This is a genomic window from Streptomyces sp. NPDC086989 (assembly GCF_044745505.1).
Lineage (GTDB): Bacteria > Actinomycetota > Actinomycetes > Streptomycetales > Streptomycetaceae > Streptomyces.
On the sequence record NZ_JBIVAL010000005.1, the window covers coordinates 322,232 to 346,047 of the forward strand.

General features: G+C 73.0%; 20 protein-coding genes. 14 read left to right on the forward strand and 6 right to left on the reverse strand.

The features are described 5' to 3' along the window. The first annotated feature begins 127 nt into the window (after window positions 1-127). Window positions 128-829 (forward strand): NPP1 family protein, encoded by a 702-nt coding sequence (locus ACIPK4_RS14240; protein WP_402312960.1) that lies wholly within the window; start codon window positions 128-130, stop codon window positions 827-829. A gap of 106 nt (window positions 830-935) precedes the next feature. After that, entirely contained in the window at window positions 936-3,185 is a 2,250-nt protein-coding gene (locus ACIPK4_RS14245) for a SpoIIE family protein phosphatase (RefSeq protein WP_402312424.1), read from the forward strand. Between the two features lie 404 nt (window positions 3,186-3,589). Here the strand turns inward: ACIPK4_RS14245 and ACIPK4_RS14250 are convergent, their stop codons facing one another. The 3 genes from ACIPK4_RS14250 to ACIPK4_RS14260 form a co-directional block, all read right to left on the reverse strand. Next, complete coding sequence (locus tag ACIPK4_RS14250) at window positions 3,590-4,321, reverse strand: hypothetical protein (protein ID WP_402312427.1); 732 nt, start codon at window positions 4,319-4,321, stop codon at window positions 3,590-3,592. Window positions 4,322-4,459: 138 nt separating this feature from the next. After that, a complete protein-coding gene (locus ACIPK4_RS14255) occupies window positions 4,460-5,905 on the reverse strand; it encodes a glyceraldehyde-3-phosphate dehydrogenase (protein WP_054221937.1) in 1,446 nt (481 codons plus the stop codon). Window positions 5,906-6,061: 156 nt separating this feature from the next. Continuing rightward, window positions 6,062-6,883, reverse strand: coding sequence for a helix-turn-helix transcriptional regulator (locus ACIPK4_RS14260; protein WP_402312431.1), 822 nt, complete (start codon window positions 6,881-6,883; stop codon window positions 6,062-6,064). Window positions 6,884-7,022: 139 nt separating this feature from the next. Here ACIPK4_RS14260 and ACIPK4_RS14265 point away from each other — a divergent pair, with 139 nt between their 5' ends. Next, window positions 7,023-8,477: an MFS transporter gene (locus ACIPK4_RS14265; protein ID WP_402312434.1), complete on the forward strand. Its 1,455-nt coding sequence runs from the start codon at window positions 7,023-7,025 to the stop codon at window positions 8,475-8,477. A 202-nt stretch (window positions 8,478-8,679) separates the two neighbouring features. After that, window positions 8,680-9,663, forward strand: coding sequence for an alpha/beta fold hydrolase (locus tag ACIPK4_RS14270; protein WP_402312436.1), 984 nt, complete (start codon window positions 8,680-8,682; stop codon window positions 9,661-9,663). 23 nt (window positions 9,664-9,686) lie between these two features. Here ACIPK4_RS14270 and ACIPK4_RS14275 read toward each other — a convergent pair whose 3' ends face one another. Then, window positions 9,687-10,004, reverse strand: coding sequence for a hypothetical protein (locus tag ACIPK4_RS14275; protein WP_402312439.1), 318 nt, complete (start codon window positions 10,002-10,004; stop codon window positions 9,687-9,689). 676 nt (window positions 10,005-10,680) lie between these two features. On the opposite strand from ACIPK4_RS14275, the gene ACIPK4_RS14280 reads away from it, so the two are divergent. The 7 genes from ACIPK4_RS14280 (at window position 10,681) to ACIPK4_RS14310 (ending at window position 19,418) form a co-directional block, all read left to right on the forward strand. Further along, complete coding sequence (locus tag ACIPK4_RS14280; protein WP_402312442.1) at window positions 10,681-11,949, forward strand: phenylacetate--CoA ligase family protein; 1,269 nt, start codon at window positions 10,681-10,683, stop codon at window positions 11,947-11,949. Next, window positions 11,946-13,355, forward strand: a complete 1,410-nt coding sequence (locus ACIPK4_RS14285; protein WP_402312445.1) for an MFS transporter — start codon at window positions 11,946-11,948, stop codon at window positions 13,353-13,355. The genes ACIPK4_RS14280 and ACIPK4_RS14285 overlap by 4 nt, the downstream gene beginning before the upstream one ends. After that, a complete protein-coding gene (locus tag ACIPK4_RS14290; protein ID WP_402312448.1) occupies window positions 13,352-14,488 on the forward strand; it encodes a GNAT family N-acetyltransferase in 1,137 nt (378 codons plus the stop codon). The genes ACIPK4_RS14285 and ACIPK4_RS14290 overlap by 4 nt, the downstream gene beginning before the upstream one ends. Beyond that, entirely contained in the window at window positions 14,485-15,702 is a 1,218-nt protein-coding gene (locus tag ACIPK4_RS14295; protein WP_402312451.1) for an acyl-protein synthase, read from the forward strand. The genes ACIPK4_RS14290 and ACIPK4_RS14295 overlap by 4 nt, the downstream gene beginning before the upstream one ends. Then, on the forward strand, window positions 15,699-18,263 hold the full coding sequence (locus ACIPK4_RS14300) for an aldehyde dehydrogenase family protein (protein ID WP_402312454.1): 2,565 nt from the start codon (window positions 15,699-15,701) through the stop codon (window positions 18,261-18,263). The genes ACIPK4_RS14295 and ACIPK4_RS14300 overlap by 4 nt, the downstream gene beginning before the upstream one ends. Before the next feature lie 184 nt (window positions 18,264-18,447). Then, window positions 18,448-18,822: a hypothetical protein gene (locus ACIPK4_RS14305; protein WP_402312456.1), complete on the forward strand. Its 375-nt coding sequence runs from the start codon at window positions 18,448-18,450 to the stop codon at window positions 18,820-18,822. A 182-nt stretch (window positions 18,823-19,004) separates the two neighbouring features. After that, window positions 19,005-19,418, forward strand: coding sequence for a helix-turn-helix transcriptional regulator (locus ACIPK4_RS14310; protein ID WP_376192246.1), 414 nt, complete (start codon window positions 19,005-19,007; stop codon window positions 19,416-19,418). 9 nt (window positions 19,419-19,427) lie between these two features. Here the strand turns inward: ACIPK4_RS14310 and ACIPK4_RS14315 are convergent, their stop codons facing one another. Beyond that, window positions 19,428-20,414, reverse strand: a complete 987-nt coding sequence (locus ACIPK4_RS14315; RefSeq protein WP_402312459.1) for an NAD-dependent epimerase/dehydratase family protein — start codon at window positions 20,412-20,414, stop codon at window positions 19,428-19,430. A 340-nt stretch (window positions 20,415-20,754) separates the two neighbouring features. Here ACIPK4_RS14315 and ACIPK4_RS14320 point away from each other — a divergent pair, with 340 nt between their 5' ends. The 3 genes from ACIPK4_RS14320 to ACIPK4_RS14330 all read left to right on the forward strand — a co-directional run bounded on the left by ACIPK4_RS14320 (window position 20,755) and on the right by ACIPK4_RS14330 (window position 22,934). Continuing rightward, window positions 20,755-21,033 carry a hypothetical protein gene (locus ACIPK4_RS14320; RefSeq protein WP_402312462.1) on the forward strand — a complete coding sequence of 93 codons (279 nt, stop codon included), beginning with the start codon at window positions 20,755-20,757 and terminating at the stop codon, window positions 21,031-21,033. 177 nt (window positions 21,034-21,210) lie between these two features. Further along, window positions 21,211-22,416 carry a PP2C family protein-serine/threonine phosphatase gene (locus ACIPK4_RS14325; RefSeq protein ID WP_402312465.1) on the forward strand — a complete coding sequence of 402 codons (1,206 nt, stop codon included), beginning with the start codon at window positions 21,211-21,213 and terminating at the stop codon, window positions 22,414-22,416. A gap of 125 nt (window positions 22,417-22,541) precedes the next feature. Then, window positions 22,542-22,934 carry an SgcJ/EcaC family oxidoreductase gene (locus ACIPK4_RS14330; protein WP_402312468.1) on the forward strand — a complete coding sequence of 131 codons (393 nt, stop codon included), beginning with the start codon at window positions 22,542-22,544 and terminating at the stop codon, window positions 22,932-22,934. Window positions 22,935-23,156: 222 nt separating this feature from the next. Here ACIPK4_RS14330 and ACIPK4_RS14335 read toward each other — a convergent pair whose 3' ends face one another. Next, window positions 23,157-23,816 (reverse strand): MSMEG_1061 family FMN-dependent PPOX-type flavoprotein, encoded by a 660-nt coding sequence (locus tag ACIPK4_RS14335; protein WP_402312471.1) that lies wholly within the window; start codon window positions 23,814-23,816, stop codon window positions 23,157-23,159.

The following is a 23,816-nucleotide window of genomic DNA, read 5'->3' on the forward strand; positions in this document are numbered from 1 at the left end:
GACGAGGACGACTAACGAAGCCACCGCCCCCGGTGCGTCCCGTCCCCGGTCCGGGCTCCGGCCCCGGCCGTGGGCCGGACTGCGCCGGACCCTCACCACCGCCGGCCTCGGCGCCGCGGCACTCGTGATGGTCCTCCCGGCCGTCGCGGTCGCCGACGTGATACCGGCCCTGCCGCAGAACGCGGACGGCCTCGAACAGACCTTCTCGCCCGCCTTCGACTACGACGGCGACGGCTGCTACGCCACCGCCGCGATCAGCGGCAGCGGAGTCCTCAACCCCGGCCTCAAGCCCGGCGGAGCGGTGAACGGCCACTGCCGGGACTTGGCGCAACTGCAGAACTCCAACACGTACTCCCGCGAGAAGTGCAACAACGGCTGGTGCGCGGTCATGTACGCCGGCTACTTCGAGAAGGACCAGGCCACGCTCGGCCCCCTGGCCATCGGGCACCGCCACGACTTCGAGCACGTGGTGGTCTGGATCAAGGACAACGAGGTCCAGTACGTCTCGACTTCGCAGCACAGCGGCTGGAAGTGGTACCCCCGCTCGCAGGTGCGCTTCGACGGGACGCACGCCAAGGTCGTCTACCACAAGGACGGCGCCTCGACGCACTTCTACCGCCTCGCCAACGGCAACGACGAGCCCGCGGAGAACCACACCGGCAACTGGTTCTACCCGCGCCTCGTGGGCTGGCACGGATACCCCGCCGGCCTGCGCGACAAGCTGATGAACGCCGACTTCGGCTCCGCCACCATCAAGATCACCGACGGCCGTTTCGGCGATGCCCTGAACGCCTCGAAGCCCCCCATCCCCTTCGACCCGTATGCGTGACGACCGGTAGCCGTCCGTGCGCACACGGCCCCGTCCGGGCGGCCGCGGCTCGCCGGGAACGGGCGGTGCCGACGCGCGGGCGGGGTGTGAGGGGGACGATGGACGGGTGCGAAACCTTCCAGGGCGTGACCAGGAGGCCCTGCCCGCCGGGTCCGCCCGTCCCGCCGGGTCCGCCGGGTCCGCCCGTCCCGCCGGGTCCGCCGGGTCCGTCGAGGGCGCCGAGGGCGTCGATCAGCGGGCGCTCGGGGAGGCCCTGATCCGGGCCTGCGCGGCCGCGGGGGCGTCGGTCGGCATGCTCTACCTGCCCGACCCCGCCCGGCGCGCCCTGCACCTGGCGATGACCGTCGGCCTGGCCCGCGAGTTCGCGCTGCCCTGGTCCCGGGTCGTCCTGGACGACCCCATCCCGGTGGCCGACGCGGTCCGCGAGGGGCGGTTCGTGTGGCTGGGCGGCCAGGAGGAAGCGGCCCGGCACTACCCGCGCCTGGGCCTCGTCCTGCCGTACGACTTCGCCCTCGCCGCCGCCCCGCTCGTCCCCGATCCGGCACCCGGGGCGGCGGAGCCCACCGGGGCCGGTCTCGTCCTCCTGTGGCCCGGCTCCCACGCGCCCCGGCTGAGCGACGGGGAACGCGACGCCGTGGACTCGGCCTGCGGCCGTCTCGCGAACCACCTGCGCCGGGCCGCCGACGCCGGACACCCCGTCCGGCCGCCGGCGCGCCCGGTCATGCTGAGCCCGGCTCCCCCTCCCACGCCCGGCCCGGTCGAGGCGGCCGCCGCCATGGCCTTCATCCGCCGGCTGCCCGGGGGCAACTGCGCACTCGACCTGAACGGCACGATCACCTTCATCACCGCCGAGGCGGCCGAGCTGCTGGGCGCACCCGTCTCCCGGCTCCGCGGCGCCCTCCCCTGGGAGGCACTGCCCTGGATGGACACCCCCGTCATCGAGGACCACTACCGGGCCGCAGCGATCAGCCGGCTGCCCCGCAGCTTCACCGCCGCGTCCCCGATCGGCCGCTACCTGCGCTTCGACCTCTACCCGGACGACACCGGGATCAGCGTCCGCATCACCCCGGTCGCCGACGACGAGCCCGGCCCGGCGCCCGGCCCGCCGACGGCCGTCCCCCTGGAGCCCTCACCCAGCCGGGCCACCGCCCTCTACCAGCTCATGCACCTGGCGGCCGCCCTCACGGAGGCCGTCCACGCCCGCGACGTCGTCGACCAGGCAGCCGATCTGCTCGTCCCCGCGCTCGGGGCCCAGGCCCTGGCCCTCCTGGTCGCCGAGGAGCAGCGCCTGCGCATCATCGGCTTCCGCGGCTACACGGCCGAGCTCATGGACCGCTACGACGGCATCCCGCTCGGCGTCCACACCGCCAGCACCCACGGCCTGCGCACGGGCGAGCCGCTGTTCTTCGCCGACGCGGGCGAGCTCGCGGCCGCATTCCCCGCCGTCGTGATCGGGGACGGCATGGCGGCGTGGGCCTTCCTGCCCCTCATCGCGTCCGGCCGGGCCATCGGCACCCTCATCCTGGCCTACGCCCGTCCCCACTCGTTCGTCCCCGGGGAACGGGCGATCCTGACGTCCATCGCCGGACTCATCGCGCAGGCCCTGGACCGCGCCCGCCTCTACGACGCCACCCACCAGCTCGCCCGCAGCCTGCAGACCGCCCTGCTGCCGCGCGTCCTGCCCCGCGTCCCGCGCCTGGAGGTGGCCGCCCGATACCTGCCGGCGGCGCACGGACTCGACGTCGGCGGCGACTTCTACGACCTCATCCGGATCGACGACACCACCGTCGCGGCCGCCGTCGGCGACGTCCAGGGTCACAACGTGAACGCCGCCGCCCTCATGGGCCAGGTCCGCACGGCCGTGCACGCCACCGCCGGCGACCCTCCGGCGGAGGTCCTCGCCCGCACCAACCGGCTGCTGACCGACCTCGAACCCGGACTGTTCACCAGCTGCGTGTACGCCCACATCGACCTCGCGGCCCGCACCGCCCACCTGGTCACGGCCGGCCACCCGCCCCCGCTGCTGCGCCACGCCGGCGGCCCGGCGAAGATGCTGCTCCTGCCGCCGGGGCTGCTCCTCGGCATCGACCGGAACGCCTCGTACACGGCCGTCGAGGTCCCGTTCGGGCCGGGCACCCTGCTCACCCTGTACACCGACGGGCTGGTCGAGGTCCCCGGCGAGGACCTGGAAGAAGGCATCGCGGCCGTCGCCGCCCGCGTCACGGCGACCCGCGAACACCACCCGGTGAGCACGCTGGCCGACGACCTCATCGGCCATGCCCGCGGCGGAGCCCCGCGTACCGACGACATCGCCCTGCTCCTGCTGCGCTTCGCCCAGGAGGAGCGGCGATCCTGACGGCGCACGTGACGGAGCCCGGGAGCATATCCAGCTCCCGGGCTCCAGTTTGCCACCCAATTGCGCACACCGGCGGCGTTTAAGAGCCGCGGATCATTCTGAGACCGACGTGTTCTGCCTTTGAACTACCGCGCCACGAGAGAGGCGCAGAGGGGACTTGAACCCCCATCCGTCGATGATCGTCCGCGCTCGGTCGATCCGGCGTTCGGCGGCGAATGCTGAGACTGGAGCGAGAATCTGAGTTTCACGGGGCCGCCTCTGCCGGCTTGGGCCACCCCGGCACGTGTGCCGGGGGAGGGATTCGAACCCCCAACTGACACCCCTTGGTCAGCTTCAACATCAGTTTCAGCTTTTGCGCGCTCGCGCGCGCACCCCCTCGCTCGCACAAGGGGCGATTCTGGAGGCTACCGGAACAGGTAGCCGAACACCGCGTCCCCGACGCGCTGGTCGGTGACCTCGGCGCCGTTGGCTTCCTCGCGGGCGAACTTGACGGCCTGCTGCAGCCTTTCGACGCGGTCGAGGAGCTCGTTCACCCGGCGCGCCGGCAGGGCGCCGGAGAACTTCACCGTCGTCCAGTAGCCGACGGGAACGTCCTCGTAGTACACCTCGACCTGGGCCGGGTGCTTCTCCGTGGCCTCGGCCTTCACGTGGTTGCGCGGCACCTTCTTGGTGCGGATCGTGCGGACCGGGTCGGTCTTCCAGGCGTCGGTCGACGGGTCGAGGTTCCAGGCCTCCGACGCGTCGAGCACGGGGAGCTTGCGGACGAACGTGTGCAGGTCCGTGAGCTGCTTCTCGAGGAACAGCAGGTAGGGGACCGGCACTTGGGGCAGCAGGACGGTTCCGTCGACGACGACGTCCGCGGCCGCCGTGCGGTTCGCCCAGTCCTTCGTCGCCGTCACGTCGAACAGCCGCGTCAGCGTAACCGCCGTCGCGCGCAGCACGTCCTCCGCCTTGACCTGCACCCGCGTGGACTCGGGCGGCAGTTGCTCGCCCTCCTCGTCCTTGGGCTGGTACGTCCGCGAGATGCCGGCGAGCAACGCGGGCTTCTGGACGTCCTGGTGGGCTTGGGTCAGTTCCTGGAGAGACTTGGACTTGACGCCCTTCTCCACTGCGATGATCTGATTCAACTTCGGCACACGGGGAAACTAACAGCACACCCGTCCGGTGCACATCAGGTTTTTCGGGGATCTGCCGGGCGGGAACGCGCGCGGCCCGTCCCGCCGCCCCGGAAGGGCGGTGGAACGGGCCGTGAGTGCGACGCGTCGGTGACGGGATCAGACCGCCGGGGACGGGTACGTCGGGTACTCGACGCCGGAGACGTGCTGGACGACCCGGATGACCTGGCACGAGTAGCCGAACTCGTTGTCGTACCAGAGGTAGAGGATCGCGTTGTCGCCGTCGACCTTGGTGGCGCCTGCGTCGACGATCGAGGCGTGGCGCGAGCCGACGAAGTCCATGGAGACGGCGTCGGGAGCCGTGGTGAAGTCGATCTGGCGCTTCAGCGGCGAGTTCAGCGAGACGTCGCGGAGGTAGTCGAGGACCTCGTCGCGGGTGGTCTCGCGGCCCAGGCGCAGGCTCAGGATGGCGATCGAGACGTCCGGGACGGGGACGCGGATCGAGCTGCCGGTGATCGGGGCCTTGAGGTCCGGCAGCGCCTTGGCGACGGCGGAGGCGGCACCGGTCTCGGTGATGACCATGTTGAGCGGCGCGGAGCGGCCGCGGCGGTCGGCCTTGTGGTAGTTGTCCAGCAGGTTCTGGTCGTTGGTGAACGAGTGGACGGTCTCCACGTGACCGCGCAGGACGCCGTACTCGTCGTCCATGGCCTTCAGCGGCGGGACGATCGCGTTGGTCGTGCAGGACGCGCAGGACAGGATCTGCTCGTCCGGCTTGATCGTGTCGTGGTTGACGCCGTGGACGATGTTCGGGACGTCGCCCTTGCCCGGGGCGGTCAGGACGACCTTGTCGATACCGGGGCGCAGGTGCTTGGAGAGCCCCTCGCGGTCGCGCCACTTGCCGGTGTTGTCGATGAGGATGGCGTCCTTGATGCCGTACGCCGTGTAGTCGACCTCGGACGGGTCGTTGGCGTAGATCACCTTGATGGAGTTGCCGTTGGCGATGATCGTGCTGTTCGCCTCGTCGACGGTGATCGTGCCGTTGAACTGGCCGTGGATCGAGTCGCGGCGCAGCAGCGAGGCGCGCTTGACGAGGTCCGCCTCACCGCCACCGCGGACGACGATGGCGCGCAGGCGCAGTCCGTTGCCGGAGCCGGCCTTCTCGATCAGCAGGCGGGCGACCAGGCGGCCGATGCGGCCGAAGCCGTACAGGACGACGTCACGGCCGGCGCCGCGCTCGATCTTGTTGGCACCCGTGGCGCCGGCGACGGCCTGGGCGGTGAACTCCTCCACCGACAGGCCGCGGTCGTCGGCCTTGTAGGTGGTGGCGAGCATGCCGATGTCGATCTGGGACGGGCCGAGGTCCAGGGTGGTGAGCGCCTGGAGGAAGGGCAGCGTCTCGGTGACCGAGAGTTCCCCGCCGGCTATCTGCCGGGCGAATCGGTGGGTCTTCAGGATGCTGACCACCGACTTGTTCACCAAGGAGCGGCTGTGGAGGAGGATCGTGACGTCCTGCTCCCGGTGCAGCTTCCCGATGATCGGGATCATCGACTCCGCGATCTCCTCGCGGTTCTTCCAATTGGTGAACGAGTCGTCATTGACAGTCACAGGTTTATCTTTCGAGCTAGGCGGCGCTCACATGCTAACCCCACGCCCCTTTGGCCACTCAAGGGGGACTGACAGAAGGGTGATGTGCTGCACTACGCCCCATATGTCCTTGTGTGATCGTCCGAGTGCGTGCCGGCGCGTGCAGGAGCAACCGGTTCAGCCGGCGATCGGGTACATGGCTCCGCGCCGCCCCTCGGGCGACGTCAGCCACTCCAGCCTCTCCGCGGTGTCCGTGGACGGCACCGGGGTGTGCAGCACGATCGACAGGTCGGGCCGGGCCGGCACACGCAGCTGGGTCGACTCGACGAACAGCGTGCCCACGACCGGGTGCTCCAGCTCCTTGCGCATCTGGCCGCCGGGCCGGATGTCCCGCTGGTCCCACAGCTCGGCGAACTCCGCGCTGAGCGCCCGCGCCTCCTCGATGACGGCCCGGAACCCCTCGTCGTCGGGCCACTCCGAGTAGGCCGCCCGGTACTGGGCGACGACGTTGCAGGCGATCTCCGCCCAGTGCTTGGACCGGGCCCGGTAGATCGGGTCGGTGAAGAACGCGATCAGGCAGTTCTGCACGATCTCCGGGCGCATGCCGAGGACCAGCGCGGCCGCGTCGTTGTACAGCACGGTGTTCCAGTACACGTCCATGATGTGCGCGGGGAACGGCATCCAGGCGTCGATCAGCCGCTTCAGTCCCTGGCACATGTCCCGGTCGGCGGGCGCCACTTCGAGGGCCGGCGGGTTGAGGCCCGCGAGGACGTACAGGTGCCTGCGCTCGGCGCTGGACAGCTTGAGGACCCGGCCCACCGAGTCGAGCACCTGTGGGGAGACCGTGATGTCGCGGCCCTGTTCCAGCCACTGGTACCAGGACACCCCGACGCCCGAGAGCACGGCGACCTCCTCCCGGCGCAGGCCCGGCGTGCGACGGCGGGCCCCGCCGTCGGGCAGGCCGGCCTCGGTGGGAGTGACCCGCGCCCGCCTGCTCATGAGGAACTCCCGCAGTTCGGAACGGCGGTGCCTGTCGACCGGTGTAGCCACTCAATCCCCCTGTCGGCTGCCTGGTGGTGCCACCAACAGGATAAGTTCCCACTCTCCACGGGCATTCCCGGGCCACGAGGCTGTGGCCATGGCAATCGACACCCCTACGACGACCACCACGACCGCAACGGCGGCAGCCGCCCCCACGACCGGATCCCGCGGCCCGGCCCCGGCGGACGAGCGGCTCACCGGCCGCGCCAAGCTGGTCCTCTTCGTGCTCTGCGCCGCCCAGTTCATGGTGGCGCTCGACTTCTCCGTGCTGAACGTGGCCCTGCCGGTGCTCGGCGAGGACCTGGGCCTGAGCCGCTCCGCACTCCAGTGGGCGGTCACCGCCTTCGCCCTCCCCTCAGGCGGCTTCCTCCTCCTCTTCGGCCGCATCGCCGATCTGTACGGACGCAAGAAGCTGTTCCTGACCGGCCTCACCCTCTTCGGCGCCGCCTCGCTGCTGGCCACCCTGGCCTGGGACCCGGCGTCGTTCCTGGCCGGACGCGCCCTGCAGGGTCTCGGCGCGGCCGTCATCGTGCCGACCGGCATGTCCCTGCTGACCACCACGTTCCCCGAGGGACCGCTGCGCGACAAGGCGATCGGCATCTCCGGCACCCTGCTCTCCCTCGGCTTCACCATCGGCATGGTCCTCGGCGGCGTCATGACGGACACCCTCGGCTGGCGCTCCACCATGGGGCTGCTCTCGGTCACCGCGGTGCTCGTGCTCGCCCTCGCCCCCGGGCTGCTGCCCGAGTCGCGGACCCCCGACCGGCCGCGTCTCGACGTACCGGGTGCCGTCACCGTCACCGGCGGCCTGCTCGCGCTGATCTACTCCCTGTCCACGGCGGCCCAGCGCGGCTTCGGCGGTGCGGACGTCCAGGGCACGCTCGTCGCCGGACTGCTCCTGCTCACCGCGTTCGCCGTGGTGGAGTCGCGGACCCCGGCCCCGCTCGTCTCGCTGCCGATGCTGGGGCGCCGCACGGTCGCCTGGGGCAACGCCGGCGGACTGATCACCTTCTCGATGATGTCGACGGTCGTCTTCGTGCTGACCCTGTACCTGCAGGAGACGCTGGGCCTGTCCTCGTTCCGGACCGGACTGGTCTTCGGCGTCCAGGGCGTCGCCTCCGCCTTCGCCGGCTCGTACGCCCCCAGGGTCATCGGCCGCTTCGGGGCCCGGCGCACGCTGATCGGCTCGCTGTTCGGCCAGGGCGTGTTCACCGCCGCACTGCTGGCCGTGGGGACCGGGTCCGGCGCGCTGGTCGCCACCGTCGCCGTCTCGCTGGCCAGCATGTGCCACCTCGGCGCGATCATCTCGTACGGGCTGACCGTCACGAGCGGCGTGCCCGACGCGGAGCAGGGTCTGGCGACCGGCCTCGTCACCACGACGCAGCAGGTCGGCCTGACCATCGGGATCCCGCTGCTCGGGGTCCTCGCCACCACCCAGGCCTCGCTCTTCGGCGGCGTCCGTACGGTCCTGGCGATCGACGCGGCGATCGTGGTCGCGGCGGCGGTCCTGGTGGGCGCGGGCCTGGGCGTCCGCGGGAGGAAGAAGGCCTGAGCGGCATCGGGACTGGGATCGGGACCGGGGACCGGAGGCGGGGGGTGTCCACCGCGCACCGGTCCCCGTCCGGCGTGGTCCGGGCGTCTCGTCGCCCCGCCGCCACCGTGCGGCGGTCCCGCGGATCGGGCGGCCCGTACCGGATGATCGGCCGGACACGGGGCGGACCGCGCACGGGGTCCACGAGCGACGGAGAGAGCCGATGCGACAGCGGACCGCCTCCCTGACCGCCGCCCTGGTCGCGACCGTGCTGGCCGCGGTGCCCGGGTGCGGCGGCCCGGCCGCCGTCCGCGGGGCGCCGGCCCCTTCGGCTTCCGTTCCCCCGTCCGGGCCCGCCGGCCGGGCGCCCCGGGACTTCGCCGGCCGGATCGACATCGGCGGCGGCCGAAGGCTCTGGCTGAGCTGCAAGGGGAGCGGCGGTCCCACGGTCGTGCTGGAATCCGGGCTGCACGACTCGTCCGACACCTGGACCTTCACCGAGACCCGGCCGCCCGTCCCGAAGGCACCGGCGGTCTTCCCGGGCGTCGCGGCCTTCGCCCGGGTGTGCACGTACGACCGGCCCGGGACCATCCGCCACACCGACCCGCCGGCGCTCACCACCCGCAGTACGCCCGTGACCGGCACGCGCTCCCTCACCGCCATGGCCGCGGACCTCGACAAGCTGCTGACGGCGGCCCACGTGCCCGGCCCGTACCTGCTCGTCGGCCACTCCTTCGGCGGGATGATCACCCGGCTGTACGCCCAGCAGCATCCGGACCGCACCGCCGGACTCGTCTTCGTCGACGCGTTCGGCACGAACGCGAAGCCCTACTTCGGCGCGCAGTGGCCTGCGTACCTGAGACTGCTGAACAGCCCAGGCACGCCCTTCGACGCGGACCCTGCCTTCGAGAGGGCCGACGTCGACGGCGCGGCCGCCGCGGTGAAGGCGGCGAAGCCCCTTCCGCAGGTCCCGATGGCCGTGCTCAGCAAGACGGAGCCCTTCGCGGCCCCGGCGGGGAGCCCCCAGGCCGTCCTCGCACCGCTGGAGCGTGCCTGGCCGGGGGTCCAGCAGGCGCTGGTGGAGCTGGGGAACCAGACCCCGCACCTGCTGGCCACCGGAAGCGACCACTACGTGCAGCTGCACGACCCGGACCTGACGATCGCCGCCATCCGGCTGGTCGCGGACCGGGCCCTCGCCGGGCGGTGAGCGTCCGTCCGCCGCTCATGCGCTCACACCCGCCTCCAGCGGGGCGGGTGGCCCGGAGTGACGGGCTCGGGGACGGGTTCCGGGCCGCGCAGGTGCAGGTTGCGGACCGTGGTCGCGGTCTCGCGTTCGAAGTGCTCCCAGGAGATCAGCCGTCGCCAGGTGGGGTCCGGCCGCCCCGGCACGGTGGCACCCCGGGCCGCCCATTCCCGGGCGAGCTGCTCGAACAGCGGGGCGGACCCGGCCGCGGGGGCCGCCTGCCGGGGGACGTAGAGGGGGCGGTCGCCGTCATCCGCAGCCCGGTGCCGCGCCGTGGTGGTGAGCGTGGAGCGCGTCGTCGTCATGCCCGGGCAAACGATTTCCCGGGCGGCGGGGACACGCACGGGCTGCCGAGGGGGTCGGCGGGTGCCGGAGCCGGGAGGGCTGCGGAGGTGGGGCCGGGCCGCCGGCCGGCGGGCTCCGGGGGACCGCCCGTCACCCGTGCGGTCCGGGGGACCGCCCGTCACGTGCGTGACCTCGGGGGCCGGGGGAGCGAGCTCCAGCGGCGTGCGGCCGCCGATCCCCGTCGAAGAACCCGATCCGCCGGGCGCGGGGGCGGCGACGGGCGGGATTCCGGACGCAATTGCCAAGGGGCGCTCGGAGCAGGGGAGTTCGGCCGAATCGCGCCGCCGGCCGATAGGCGAGGAGGGGCGATCTGCAATACCGCAGATTTCCTTCGAAAGAAGTCCCGCGGGAATCCGGACATTGCCGGGGCGGAGCCCGGGCGACGTCCATGGTGTTTCGGCCCCGCGGGCCGGAACACCGCGCTCGTTGGCCGAGGAGGAACTCGGTCGATTTGGCAGCGCGTTCCTCTTGTCTCATCATGTGAACAGACATCAGGTTGAGCCGCGCTCGCCAACTGTGTGCACCCGACGCATTGTTGACGGATCAACGGACGAGAGTGGTGTGAGTTCCACCACTCCCCGCCGCCTCACCTGCATCCCGTCTATTTCAACTTTCATCTTTCGAGGTAAAGGCAGCATGCCCGTCCAGCAGTTTTCAGACCTCGTGCGTTTCGCCCGCGACCGTTCCCCTTTCTACGCCGAGCTCTACGCGGACCTGCCACCGCACGTGAGCCGGATCACCGACGTTCCCGTCGTGGACCAGAACGAGTTCTGGGCCGCCAACACCCTGCACGACAACCGCGTCCTGACTGCGCCCCTCGGGGAAGCCGTCGTGTTCAAAACGGGAGGCACCACAGGCACTCCGCGCTTTTCCTGCTACACCCGCGAGGAATGGCGGGAGTTCGTCACCGCCTTCGGTTCGGGGATGGTCGACGCGGGCCTGCGCCCCGGCCACCGCGTCGCCGACCTCTTCTACGCCGGCGAGCTCTACGCCAGCTTCCTGTTCGTCCTGGACTCGCTCGCCCACGCCCCCGTCGCCAACGTCCGGCTGCCCATAGGCGGCGGCGCCGCGCCGGCCTCGACCGTGGCCACGCTGGAGGACTTCGGCGCCCACGTCGTCGCCGGCACCCCGACCACCCTGTGCCGGCTGGCCGAGCACCTGACCTCCACCGGCCGCCGGCTGCCCGGTGTCGAGTTCCTCTTCTTCGGCGGCGAGGCCCTCTTCGCCGATCAGCGCCGCCTCCTGTCGGCCGCCTTCCCGCAGGCCACGCCTCGCTCGCTCGGCTACGCCAGCGTCGACGGCGGCCTGCTCGGCAGGCCGGTGCCCGGGCCCGACCCGCGCACGCACCGCCCGTTCGCCCCGCACACCGTCGTGGAGATCCTCGACGAGACCACCGGTGAGCCGATCCGCGAACCGGGCCGCCCCGGACGGGTCGTCGTCACCCAGCTCTTCCGCAGCCTCATGCCCGTCATCCGCTACCCCGCCGGCGACCGCGCGGAGTGGACCGGCACCGAAGGCGGCCCGTTCCGCATCCTGGGCCGCGCCGAGGAAGGCGTACGCGTCGGACCCGTCTCGCTGTACTGGCAGGACGCCACCGACGCCGTCGCCGAAGCGGACACCGAGGGCCGCGTCACGGGCATGCAGCTCGTCGTACGCCGCTGGGAGGGCCGCGACGGCCTCGTCCTGCGCCTGGCCACCGCTCCCGGACAGGATCCGGCAGGCCTGGACGTCCTCGCCAAGGGGCTCGTCTGCGGCCTGAACACCGCCCGGCCGCTCTACCCCGACAGCGTGGCCGCCGGATTCGTCCACCCGCTGGGCGTCGAGTGGGTCCGCCACCGCGACCTGGTGGTCAATCCCCGCTCCGGCAAGCTCGTCCGCGTCATCGACGAGAGGCCGACCGCATGACCGCGCCGACCGCCTCCACCCGGCGCCGCCCGCCCCTCGTCCTGCGCAACCGCACCTTCGGCACCGTATGGCTGGGCCAGGTCCTCACGCAGGCCGCCGTGCGCATGTTCCAGGTGGGCATCTCCTGGTGGCTCGTCAGCGACGCCGCCTCCGGTGCCGGAGGCTTCGCGGCCGGGCTGTTCATGGCCGTCAGCACCCTGCCCGCCGTGGTCCTCGCCCCGCTCGTCGCCCGCGCCATCGCCCGCTTCGCGCACCGCTCGCTGCTGCGCACGGCGGCCGGGTGCGCAGGGGCGGCCGCTGCCGCACTGGCCGTCTGGGCCGGCGCGAGCGACCTGCCCGTCGCCGCGGCCTACGCCGCCGCCCTCGCCCTGGCGACCTGCCAGGCCTTCTTCGACCCGTGCCTGACCACCTCGGTGCCCGAACTCGTGGACGACGAGGACATCGAGGCCGCCACCGGCTTCGAGCTGTCCACCCAGTCGCTCGCGAGCCTCGGCGGCGCCCTGCTCGGCGCCCTCGTCGTGGACGGGGCCGGAGTGGCCGGCCTCGCCGTGGGCTGCGCCGCGGCCTACGCCACGGCCTCCCTGCTCATCACGGCCGCACGCTTCCGCACCGCCGCTCCCGGCCCCGGTCCCGGCCCCGCCCCGCACACCGCTGACGCGGACGCCGCCGCCGAGGGCGACACCGCCGATGCCGGCGCCGCCGTGGCGCAGGCCCCCGCACCGCGCCGGAACCTGCGCCGGCTCCTGGGCTCCCTGCCGTACGTCCGCGGCATCCTGCTCTGCTTCACCGCGGCCAACCTCTTCACCACGGCCGTCTTCGTCGTCATGCCGCTGTACACCGCATCGGTGCTGCACGGCGACGGCGCCACCGTCGCCCTCCTGGAGGCCTCGCTCGGCGCGGGCACGCTCGTCGGCTCCTTCACCGGCGCGCGGGTGCCCGGCCGGCCCGCCGTCGTGGGCACCGCCTGCCTGGGCACGATGGCCGCGGCCCTCGCCGTACCCGGCCTGGTCGCCGCCCGGCCCATCATCGCCGGGGCCCTGCTGGTCACCGGCTGGTGCGTCGGGGTGATCGGGGTCCGCTTCGTCGCCCTGTTCCAGCGACTCGTACCGCCCGCCGACAAGCCCGCGTTCTTCGCCGTCATGCAGGCCGTCCTCGGCGCGACCTTCCCCGTCGCCTCGCTGCTCTTCGGCTTCCTCGGCGACCACCTCTCCGCCCAGACGCTGTGCCTGGTCCAGGCGGCCGGAATCGTGCCCGCCGCCCTCGCCCTGGCCCTGCTGCCCGGGCACACCGGCCCGGCGGCCGGGCCCGGCAGCGGTGCCGCCGAGCAGGACGCCGGGCACGAACCCTGCGCCGGAGCCCCGTCCGGGCCCGCGCCGGCGCCGACCCCCGCAGGAGGCGCGCGATGACCGCAGCGATCGAGCAGGCCACCGCGGCCGACATCGCCGATCTCCGCCAGCTCTACTACGCCGTCTACGGGCCGCACTACCCCACGGCCCTCGGCACCGACCCCGCCGAGATGTCCCGGCTCATCCGGGACCCGCACACCCTCTGGCTCGTCGCCCGCTGCGCCCGTACCGGCGCCCTCGCCGGATCGGCCGCCGTCCACAGCGAACCCGGCAGCCGCATCGGACGCCTCGAAGGGCTCGCCGTCCACCCCGACCAGCGCGGATCCGGGCTCGCCGGACAGCTGACCGAGGCCGTCTGCGCCGGGACCCTCGACGCCGGGACGCTCGACTCGGTGTACGCCACCGTCCGTACGGTCAGCGCCGGACCCCAGCGCGTCGTGGCCCGCAACGGCTTCCGCCCCCTCGGCATCCTGCCCAACGCCGTGGATCTCAGCAGCCGCGAAAGCCTCGCACTCTACGCGCGTCACTCGCCCGGCGTCCTGGACCGCCGGGTACCCGTCGCCGAGGTGCCCGCCTCCCTGCTGCCGCTCCTGCGCACGGCCGAGGCGAGCCTCGGCATCAGCTACGCGGCCGTCCGGGCCACCCCGCCGGCGCCGGCGCCCGCCGGGCCCGCCGCGCGGCCGCTGGAGATGATCGAGGCAGCGGCCTTCGTCCGCCGCCGCTTCCACGAGCACTTCCCCGACACCGGCCGCTGGTTCTACCCGCTGCACACCCCCAACGTCCTCCTGACCCCCGACGACGGCGGCTTCGAGGTGTACGCCTACCTCAACCGGACCGGCGGCTACTGCGCCCTGGTCGCGGCCCACCCCGACCCGGTGGCCGCCGCGGGCTGGCTGGAGCCGGTGACCCGGACCCTGACCCGCGCCGGCGCCGGGTACGTCGAGGCGCTCGTACCCCTGGAACACCACGCCGCCCTTTCCGCGTTCGCCGCCCAGGGCTTCATCGCCGGGGCCCTGTACCCGGCCATGCGCCGGGACGGGGACGGCTTCCACGACTACGTGGTGATGTCCCGCACCGCCGAGCACATCGATTTCCGCGGCCTGGTCGTCGACCCGCCGCTGCGGCCCTTCCTCGATTCCTATGTGTCGGCCTGGGCGTCGACGCATCTGCCCGTACGTGAGGTTGCTTCATGACCCCTTCCACGACTCCCTCCACCACTGCGTCCGCGCCCGGCTCCGCAGCCCCTCCGGCGGCCGACTCGAAACCCCATCTCGCCCCCGTCGACGTCCCCGACGCCGCGGCCCTCGCCCACGTGCAGCAGCTCTGCGACCTGACCTCGCCCTACTCCTGCGGCCCCGCCGAGGAAGAACTGTTCGCCGCCGCCATGGCCGAGATCAACACCTGGCACCGCGACCGCTCCCCGTTCTTCCGCAGCCTGTACGACGGCGACCGGCCGGACACCCCGTACCGGGCTCCCCTGGTGCACGCGAACTTCTTCAAGCGCCACGAGGCCCTGTCCATCCCCCGGGAGGAGGTGCACCTCCACCTGACCTCCTCCGGCACCACCGGACAGAAGTCGCAGATGTTCTTCGACGAGTGGACCATCAAGTCCGCCCAGCGCATGGTCGCCCGCATCTTCGACCACAACGGCTGGATCACCCCCGGGCAGCCGGTCAACTACCTGCTCTACAGCTACGAGCCCGCCCGCGACCTGAACCTCGGCACCTCGTTCACCGACAACTACCTGTGCGACTTCGCGCCGGCCCGTCAGGTCGAGTACGCCCTGCGCAACACCGGCAACGGGCACGAGTTCGACCCCTTCGGATGCGTCGCCGCACTGCGCCGCTTCGCCGAGGACGACGTACCCGTGCGCATCCTCGGCTTCCCCGCCTTCCTCTGGTTCACCCTGGAGCGGATGCGGGCCATGGGCCTGCCCCCGCTGGAGCTGCCGGAAGGGTCCCTGATCATCCTGGGCGGCGGCTGGAAGGGCCATACGGACCGGCAGATCGGCAAGCACGAGCTGTACGCGCGCGTCACCGAGCAGCTGGGCGTCCCCCCGGAACGGATCCGGGACACCTTCGGCTCGGTCGAGCACTGCATCCCGTACATCGAGTGCTCGCAGCACAACCTCCACGCGCCCGTCTGGTCCCGCGTCTTCATCCGCTCCACCCGCACCCTCGAACCCCTCCCGTACGGCGAACGCGGCTACCTGCACCTGGTGTCCCCATACATCACCTCCGTGCCCGCCCAGAGCGTCGTCATGGGGGACCTCGCCTCGCTCCACCCGGGCGAGGAGTGCGGCTGCGAGCTCGCCACCCCGTGGTTCACGGTCCACGGCCGCGCCGGCGTCAGCCGCAACCGCAGCTGTGCCGTGGCCGCCGCCGAACTGATGAAGGGAATGTCATGACCGACGCCATCAACCACCACTACTGGCAGGGCGCCTTCATCGCCGACGAGGAGGCCGCCCGCCGCCTGGCCGGCCTGCCCGCCGCCGTCGGGGCCGCCCTGGCCGCGCCGCTGGACACCGAGACCGTCCTGGCCGCCTGCGACGCGCTCTCCCGCGCCCTGCGCGATCCCGGCCACCCCGTACGGCAGCGGCTGGCCCCGCACCTGCCCGCGACCGCCACCGGGCCCGGTGAAGGGCCCGGTGACGGGACGGGCGGCGCGGCCGGTGCCGCTGACCCGGGGGAACTCCTCGCCGAACTCGCCGACTTCCTCAGCCGCAGCGCCCTCACCCGCAAGCTCCGCCGCGAACTCGGCGGCACCGCCCCGCAGCGGCTGAACCGCCCCGACGCCAAGGAGACGGTGTACGAGGCCTGGGCGCCCGTCGGCCTCGTCGCCCACATAGCACCCGGCAACGCCGCCACCGTCGCCCCCCTCAGCCTGATCGAGGGACTCCTCGCCGGGAACGTCAACGTCCTCAAGACCAGCAGCTCCGACACCCTGCTCGCCCAGCACCTCCTCGCCGAACTCGCCGCGCAGGACCCGACCGGCGCCCTCGCCGAGCGGATCATCGTGCTGCGCTTCCCCTCCTCCCGCCAGGAGTGGCTGCGCCTGATGTGCGCCCCCGCCGACGCCGTCGCGGTCTGGGGCGGCGAGGCCGCCGTCGAGGGCGTCGCCGCCCACGTCCCGGCCGGCTGCCGCCTCGTGGAGTGGGGCCACAAGATCTCCTTCGCCTACCTCACCCGGGACGCCTGGGCGGACGAGGCGACGCTGGACGCCCTGGCGCGGGACGTCTGCCTCTTCGAGCAGCAGGCCTGCTCCAGCCCCCAGGTCGTCTACCTCGACACCGACGGTGCGGACACCGACGCCCTGCACGCGTTCGCCGAGCGCCTGGCCGCGGCCCTGGCCGTGCAGCCGGCGCCCGCCGGGCCCGACCTCGACCCGGCCGAATACGCGGAACTGACCACCACCGAGCACCTCGCCCGCCTGGAGGAGCACCTGGGCCTGACCCGCGTCCTCGCCGCCCCCGACGGCACCTGGCGCGTCATGGCCGACACCCGCCCGGCCCTCACCGCCTCACCGCTGCACCGCAGCGTCTGGGTCAAACCCCTGCCCCGCAAGGACCTCATGGCCACGCTGCGCCCCATGCGCCGCTACCTCCAGACGGCGGGCATCGCGGGCAGCCCCACCGACACCGCCGAGCTGGCCGGCCTGGTCCTGGCCGCCGGGGCCACCCGGGTCACCCCCGTCGGCGCCATGACGGCGGGCTACGCCGGCGAACCGCACGACGGCGTCTACGCCCTGCAGCGCTACAGCCGCCGCGTCGCCGTCCAGGCCGACGAGCGGTTCACCGCCACCGCCTGCCTCGACGACCTCGCCCGCCCGGCCGTCTTCCCGCCGCCCTCGGGGCCGCTGCTGGACAAGGCCGCCGTCCAGGACCTCAACCGCGGCGTGGACCGCGGCGACGCCGAGCTGTACTTCCGCAGCGGGGGCAGCACCGGCACGCCCGCCCTGTCGCTGTTCACGTACGAGGACTACGACACGCAGATGCACGCCGCGGCCCGCGGCCTGCTCGCCGCCGGTTACGACCCGGCCCGCGACCGCACGGCCAACCTGTTCTACTGCGGCGGCATGTACGGCGGGTTCATCAGCTTCTTCTCCATCCTGGAGCGCCTCGGCGGGGTCCAGATGCCGATGGCCGCCGGCTCCGACCACCGGGCCACCGCCGAGATGATCGTCGCCTACGAGGTCGACACCCTGTTCGGCATGCCCTCCTACCTCTGGCAGCTGCTGCACGAGGAGGCAGGACTCCTGCGCTCCTACGGAGGCCTCCGCAAGATCTACTACGGCGGCGAGCACTTCACCGAGGAGCAGCGCCGCACCCTCACCGAGACGTTCGGCATCGAGGTCGTCCACTCCGTCACCTACGGCAGCACCGACCTGGGTCCCCTCGGCTACCAGTGCACGCACAGCACGGGCAGCGTCCACCATCTCCACGCCGACCTGCACACCCTGGAGATCGTCGACGCCGACGAGGACCGGCCGGTGGCGCCGGGGGAGACCGGCCGGCTCGTCTTCACCACCCGGGCGCGGCGCGGCCAGCACCTTGACCGGTACGTCATCGGCGACCTCGGCCGCGCCCTGCCCGGCCGCTGCCCCTGCGGCAGTCACGCCCCCCGCTTCGAACTGCTCGGGCGGCTGGGCGAGGTGATGCGGGTGGCCACGTACTTCCTCAACTACCGCCGCTTCGCGGCCATCGCGGGGGAGCGGCTGGAATACGGCGGTGAGCTCCAGGCCGTCCTGACCGCCGGGGCCGCCCGCGAGGTCCTCACCCTGCGGATGGAGAGCGCCCACGCTCCGGATCCGGACAGGGCGCGCGAGGCGTTCCTGGCCGCGTACCCCGAACTGCGGTCGGCCGTGACGGAGAACCTGCTCGACTTCACGGTCGAGGTGGTCGACGGAGCGCGCCTGGCCCGTACGGCCGCCAGCGGCAAGCTGCTGGCGGTGGTCGACCGGCGGCGGTAGTCCGCGATCCGGTCCGGCCCCGTGCCCGCGCGGGCGGATCTTAGACGGGGGAGGGGAGGTTTTGCGTCAGATCTCCCAATCTCCGCCCGCCGCGCCGCCCGCTCAGTAGCGTCAGCCCCACCAGTGGACCGGTGCAGCGGAAGCGGGCGCCGGCCGTGAACGCGGAGATGAGGAGCGGGCACAGATGGCGAATGTGGAAGTCTCGTTGAAGGAGACGATGACCTCGATCGAGGGCGCCCTGGGTGTGGCCCTGGTCGACTACACCAGCGGAATGGCCTTGGGGACGCTCGGTGGCGGCAAGGACCTCGACCTGGCGGTCGCCGCGGCGGGAAACACCGATGTGATCCGGGCCAAGGTCCGCACCATGGAAATGCTCGGTCTGGACGACGGCATCGAGGACCTGCTCATCACCCTCGGGACCCAGTACCACCTGATCCGGCTGCTGAAGGGCAGGGGGTCCAACGGGCTGTTCCTGTACGTCGTGCTGAACAAGGCCAACTCCAATCTGGCCATGGCCCGGCACCAGCTCAAGCGCATCGAATCCGAGCTGGAGATCTAGCCGTCGCCGATTCCTCGGGCCCACGCATGCCCACGAATTGAAGAACTCTTCAATCCGGCACATCCGAAATTGGTCAAGCCAGGGCGGGCGTGGGCCCGACGGACGCGATGATGGGTGCAGGCGGGCGGCCACTCACCGGCCCTGGGCCGCACATACGGGTCGAAGCAACGGCGGGAGAGTTCGTGGGCAAGCAGGTACCCCTGTACCAGGCGAAAGCCGAGTTCTTCCGCATGCTGGGACACCCCGTCCGGATCCGCGTTCTGGAACTCCTCCAGAACGGGCCGAGGCCCGTACGCGAACTCCTCGCCGAGATCGACATCGAACCCTCCAACCTGTCCCAGCAACTGGCGGTCCTGCGCCGCTCCGGAATCGTCGTCTCCACGCGCGACGGCGCGACCGTCAACTACGCCCTCGCCGGCGGAGACGTCGCCGAACTCCTGCGTGCCGCCCGCCGCATCCTCACCGAGCTGCTGGCGGGCCAGAGCGAACTCCTCGCCGAACTGCGGCAGGTGGAACCCCGCACCGGCCATGCGGGCACCGGCGCGGGCACCGGTGCGGGCAGGGGCGCGGGCACCGGTGCGGGGGCCGGGCGCTGAGCAGCCGCGTCAGCCGAGCGCGTCGAGGAGTTCGTGCTCGCGGCCGGCGCTGAGGCCGGCCCGCCGTTCCCGGTCCAGGCCCTGTGCGCGCTCCCACACCAGTGTGTCGGCCAGCAGCTCCGACCGCGGCCGGTGCCGGAGTCCCGCGGCGCGCGCCGCGGACCCGTCCCGGGCCGACCACCCCTCCCAGCCCGCCTCGGCCACCCACATCGGCAGCGATTCGGTCCCCATGTACTGGGCCACGCCGTTCGCGACCAGCCACTGCGACTCGGCGCCCACCAGCGGACCCGTGTGGCCGCCCGTCGTGCGGGAGAGCTCGATCCACTCCCGGAACGGGACGACCGGGCCGACGGCGTCGTAGGTACCCGTGCACCGCCGCTCCGCCGCGTCGAGCAGCCAGGCGGAGAGGTCCCGTACGTCGACGACCTGGGTCGGCGCCGCCGGTACGGCGGGAACCAGCATCGGCCCGTGCGGATCGCGTGCGGCGCGCGCCACCCAGTAGCCGGAGCGGTCGCTGTGGTCCCCCGGGCCGCCGATGAGGCCGGCGCGCGCGATGAGCAGGCGCTCGCCGAGCGCGGCCGCCGACGCCTGCTCGCAGGCCACCTTGGCCTCGCCGTACAGTTCGCGGTCGACGGTGCTCCGGTCCGTCGGAGGAAGGAGCTCGGCGGACTCGTCCGCCCCCGGTGCGGCGTGGGAGGCGTAGGCGCTGACCGAGGAGACGTAGGTCCAGTGCCGGGCCCTGCCGCCGAGCGCGTCGAGCGCGCCGCGGACGAAGCCCGGCTGCCATGACACCTCGACGACCGCGTCCCAGTCGCGGTCGAGCAGCGGCCCGTACGCCGCGGGGTCCTGCCGGTCGGCCGTCACCAGCCGTGCCCCGTCGGCGACTTCGCCGCTCTCGCCGCGGGCCAGGCACGTCACCCGATGGCCGCGCGCGATCGCCTGCCGGGACAGCTCCCGGCCCAGCCATGCCGTTCCACCCAATACCAAGATCTCCATACCGGCACCCAAGCACCGGGGCCCTCGAACATCCAGCCGGATTCGCGGACGGCGGACAGCGCAGCGAACGGTGGACGTGGACGGTGGACGCGAAAGGTGGACGTGGACGGTGGACGCGAACGGGCCGCGGCCCCGTGTACCGCCGGGCCGACCGGTCGGTGGCCGAGGGCCGTCCCGTGATCCCCGGCGGCCACGCGACGCCGGATGCGGCACCTCGCCGCGTTGTCGGAACGCCCGGACACGCCCGGTGTGCGGTCGCCCCTCCGCCGTGCGATCCACCGCATCCGACGCCGCGCGCTGATCCACCGGGGATCACGGGACAGCCCTTAGCCTGGGCTGCATGAACAGCTCCGCTGATTCCGGGCCCGCCCCCGACCGGTACACCGTCGTGCTGCGCCCGGGGCTCACCGAACCCGGCGCCGCCGCCTCCGCCCGCCGTGGCGTACTGCGTACGGCACTGGTCGAGGCCACCGGCGCGTACGGGGCGTCCGGCTACCCGCGGTACGAGGGCGAGGGCGTCCAAGCCGACATCGACCCCGAAACCCGGACCGTGGAGGCGGTGACGGTGGACGGCGCGGAACTCCCGTACGGCTGGGTGGCCCAGGTGACCGACCCCTGAGCCGCGGGGCGATCGCCGGACCCGCGTCCCCGACGGCCGTCCCGCGGCGGCGTCCCCCGGCGGCAGAGGCCCGGAACCGGGGCGGGCGCGCGGCATGCGTCGTGCGTGCGTCGTGCGTGCGGGGGGTGGGAGGGGCTGGTGGAATGGTCTCTTCGGCTGCCGGGCCGGGGAGGTGCCGTGTCGGAGCATGACGGGGGGTCCGCCGGGCCCCCTGGGGAGTACGGGGCGCTGCTCGCGCGACTGCGCGTGACGGAAGCCGCGGCCGAGCAGATCGGCACGGGGCTCGACGAGGGTGCCACCTGCCGCGAGCTGGCCGGCTTCCTCTTCCGGAACCTGTGCGACGCCGTCGCGGTGGACCTGCGTGCCGAGAACGGCCGCCTGGACCGTGTCGCGGCGGCCGGCGCGGTCGGCCTGTTGGAGGCGCGGGCCGAGGCCTCCCCCTCCGTGCGGGCCGTGGACGGGGGGCATCCGCTGTCCGAGTGGACGGCGCTGTCGGCAGGCACCCCCGTGCACCTGCTGTCCGTACCGTTCCAGGCCCGGAACCGGGTGCACGGCGCGGTGCTCGCCGTACGCGCCCGCGGCCGGTTCAGCGACCACGAGGCGGCGACGATCCACTTCACGGTCCGCCTCGCGGCGGTGCACCTGGGCCACGCCCGGGAGCTGGCCGCCACCGAGGAGACCGCGATGCACCTGCAGCGGGCCCTGGTGTCGGAGCCGGGCCGGCCGCACCCCAATCTGGAGACGGCCAGCCGCTATCTGCCGGTCGGTTCCGGGGCGCTGGTCGGCGGGGACTGGTTCGAGACGGTGCGGCTCCACTTCGGCCGCACCCTGCTGGTGGTCGGGGACGTGATGGGCCACGGGCTCGACGCCGCGGTGGACATGAACGCCTACCGCTCCACGCTGCGCGACGTGGCCGCCACGGACCTCGCCCCGCACCGCGTGCTGCGCCAGCTGGACGCCCTGGTGGCCGGGGACCCGGCCCGCCGGCCGGCCACCTGCCTGCTGGTACGGGTCGACCCCACGCGCGGCGTCGCGGACTTCGCCAGCGCCGGCCATCTGCCGCCGGCGGTCTTCGCAGGGGACGGCTCGGCCGCGCTGGCCGAGGTCCCCGTCGGCCCGCCGCTGGGAACCGGTATCGGCGGCTACGAGGGCGTCACCCGGCCGGTCACCACCGAGGAGACCCTGCTGATGTTCACCGACGGGCTGGTGGAGCGGCGCGGCGAGGACATCGACGTGTCGCTGGCCCGGCTGGCCGGGCTGCGGCTGCCGGTGGGCGCGGCGGTGGAGCAGCTGGTGGACGCGGTGGTGGCGGGCCTGGACGCCCGCCACGCCGAGGACGACGTCGCCGTCCTCGCGGCCCGCATCCGCCGGCGCAGGGCGTAGGCCCGCCGGCGTGCCCCCGGAGCCCGAGCCGGCCGAGCACCGCCCGCACCCGGACGTCCGGCCGACCGGGCTACGGGGCCCGCGGCCTTGACCTCAAGCCCACTTGAGGGCGCAGAGTGATCCGCATGCATACCGAAACCGAGGACATCGAGGCCATCGAGCGAGTCGTGGCCACCGTCGAGCGCACGCAGCGCACCAAGGACGTCGAGGGCTTCCTCGGGCTCTTCCATCCCGACGCCCTCTGGACCACCGCCCACGGCAAGGTCCTCATCGGCTTCGACGAGATCGCCGAGTTCACCCGCGCGGTCCTGCCGAACGCGAGCTGGGACGGCGAGGTCACGTACGAGACCGTGCACACGCAGTTCCTGGGACCGGACGTCGCGGCCGTCAAGGTCCGGCAGGTCTACCACGCGGCGGCCGGTGACACGGAGGGCGCCCCGCTCTACGTCATGACCCGGCAGCCGGACGGAACCTGGCTGCTCCACGCCTGCCAGAACACCGAAGTCCGGGTGGACTAGGTTCCGCGAGCGCGGGCTCCACGGTGGCTGGATCCGTCCGGTCCACGCCAGTTCCGGCGCGTAGCGGCCCCTGCGGCTGATCGCGGCAACGCAGCGCATCCGACCGGGTCATCGACGGCGTACGGGCGGCCGTGCTGCGACGGGACGCCCCGCGACCGCTCCCGGGACGTGCCGGGCCGGGGTGCGGCGGGCCGGGTGGTTCGGCGGTCGCAGGCCGGCCCCTCACTCGTACCGGTACTTCAGTGAATCCGCCTCCGCCCGCTCGATGTCGGCGAGCGTCAGCTCCGGCATCCGCAGCTGGGCCAGCGTCACCTCGGCCGAGGTCGGCTGGGCGTCCGCCGGCAGCCACTGCTCCGGCTTCCAGGCCGCGCTGCGCAGCAGCGACTTGGGGCAGTGCGGGTAGACCTCCTCGATCCCCAGCACCAGCGCACTGGCCGGTGGCCTGCCCACGGCGGTCAGCTGCGACAGCAGCTCCGGGCGGGTGGAGACGCAGGCCCGGCCGTTCACCCTGAGCGTGGTGGTGCGCCCCGGGATGACGAACAGCAGCCCGGCCCGTCCGGTGGCGACGACGTTCTGCAGGGTGTCCAGACGCTTGTTCCCGGTCGCGTCCGGTACCGCCACCGTCCGTTCGTCCAGGACGGCGACGAACCCGGCGGGGCCGCCGCGCGGGGAAACGTCACAGTTGCCCTCGGCGTCCGCGCTCGCGACCAGGACCAGGGACGAGCAGCCGATCAACCGCCGGGTCTGCTCGGTGAGTTCTGTCATCTGCTTGCGCACGGCGGCCTCGCCGGGGAGTGCGTAGGCCCGGCGCAGCGCCTCCTGGTCGGGCACGGCGTCGAGGCGGAGCGAGTCGAAGGCGCTGCCGGCGAGGGGTGTCGTCAT